The sequence below is a fragment of the Thermodesulfobacteriota bacterium genome (assembly GCA_036482575.1).
GTDB lineage: Bacteria > Desulfobacterota > GWC2-55-46 > GWC2-55-46 > JAUVFY01 > JAZGJJ01.
In genome coordinates, this window is the sequence record JAZGJJ010000134.1 from 1 (window position 1) to 2,012 (window position 2,012).

Consider the following 2,012-nt stretch of genomic DNA (forward strand, 5'->3'; position numbering starts at 1 on the left):
CCCCGGAGCTTGTCTCGTCGGTGGGCGCCGAGTACGTCACGGCCGTCGGCAAGCTCGACGACAAGCTCATAGTGCTCGTGGACATCGCCAGGCTCCTCAGCGCGGACGAGATGGGCGGGCTCGACGCGGCCCGGAAGAGGGCCGAGCTCACCGCTTCCACCGGCAAGGCGCTCGAGGAAAAGACGGGCAAACCCGGGAAAAAGGCGCTAAAAGAAAGGGCGGGTCAGGGGCCGTAGGACGGCGTCCCGTATTCTCGACAACAGGGATAAAACGACAACAAGGAGGAGGGGAGGAAATGAGCATAAGGGTAAAGTTGGGTCTTCTCATGGTAAGTTTTATAGGGCTTCTTCTGGCTACCATAATCGCCACGTTCTGGACGGTGGGGCAGCTCAAGAGCGACGGGAAGGTGATTAACATGGCGGGCCGCCAGAGGATGCTCACACAGAAGATGACAAAGGAGGTCGCGGCGCTTCTCCAGGGAAAGGCGGAGAGTGCCTCGGTGCTGGCCACGGCGGACCTCTTCGATAAGAGCCTCAACGCCCTGATTTCGGGCGACCGGAGCCAGGGTATTCCCCCGGCCGAGAACCCCGCGATACGTACCCAGTTGACCAAGGTACAGACGATGTGGGGCGAGTTCAAGGACAACCTGGAAGGGCTCGTCGCCGTTAGCGACCGGAGACAGGGCGTTTACGCCTATCTGATGGAAAGGAATGTCCTGCTGCTGACCAAGATGAACAAGGCCGTAGGCATGATGCAGAAGCAGGGGCTTCCTGCAAAGACCATCAACATCGCGGGCCGCCAGAGGATGCTCACCCAGAAGATGACAAAAGAGGCCCTGGCCCTCGACATGGGCGCCGCCACGATCGAGGAGTTCTTCGCTACGGTGGCCCTCTTCGACAAGACGCTCGGCGGCCTTGTGAACGGGGATGCGGAACTCGGGCTCAGACCCGTGCAAGACCCGGCCATCCTCTCCCAGCTCGGGAAGGTCCGGGAGGAATGGAAGCCGTTCAAGGCCAATGCGGAGAAGCTGGCCGAGGCGGCTGTGGGGGTCGAGCGGTACACGGGCTATATCTTAGCCAACAACGTACCGCTCCTGAAGGAGGCGAACGTCGCCGTTGGACAGTACGAGGCCGACAGCGCGGGGAAGATATCTTCTCTCAAGAAAATGCAGATGGGCTTCTTCCTCCTTACCCTTGCGTTGTTCGGCGTGGGATGGGTGTTCCTCAGCAGGATAATCATACAACCCGTAAAGAGGATGTCGGAACTGGCCAGTACTGTGGCCAGGGGGGACCTGGACGTCAACGTCAACGTGAATTCAAACGACGAGCTGGGTGTGATGGGAAGGGCCTTCAGCGATATGGTCGCATACTTGAAGGCCATGGCCCATACGGCCGAGGCCATAGCCGGGGGGGACCTGACCCACACCGTGGAGCCACAGGGTGAAAAGGACGTCCTCGGGAACGCCTTCAAGGAGATGGTCGGCGGGCTCCGCTCCATGGTGAGCCAGGTCAGGGACGGCTCGGAGGAGATATCCTCGGCAACCACCCAGATAGCCTCCACCAGCGAACAGTCGAGCCTTAACAGCGAATCGGCGGCCACGGCCGTGGAGGAGATAACCTCCACCATGCACGAAATGAGCTCCAACATCCAGAACGTGGCCAAGAACATCCAGAGCCAGTCGTCTTCCGTTACCGAGACCTCCACCTCCATCGAGCAGCTCATCGCCTCCATACAGAAGGTCGCGGACAACTCGCGGAAGCTCGTCGATATAGCCCGGCAGAGCGCCGAGGCGGTTGCCTCGGGAAGGGAGGCCGTGGACCGCTCCACCGAGGGGGTGAGGGACATCACGAGCGTAATGGGCGAATCGGCCGAGACCATAAAGCAACTCGGGGTCAGGACCGAGGACATAGGGAAGATAATCGAGGTGATAGACGACATAGCCGAGCAGACGAACCTGCTGGCGCTTAACGCGGCCATCGAGGCGGCCAGGGCCGGCGAGCACGGCATGGGCT

At 60.8% G+C, this 2,012-nt stretch carries 2 protein-coding genes; both read left to right on the forward strand.

The genetic code is table 11. From position 1 onward, the window contains the following. Positions 1-236: hypothetical protein (locus V3W31_06105; GenBank protein ID MEE9614513.1), on the forward strand; the 236-nt coding region annotated here is incomplete at its 5' end. A gap of 59 nt (positions 237-295) precedes the next feature. Beyond that, positions 296-2,012: type IV pili methyl-accepting chemotaxis transducer N-terminal domain-containing protein (locus V3W31_06110; GenBank protein MEE9614514.1), on the forward strand; the 1,717-nt coding region annotated here is incomplete at its 3' end.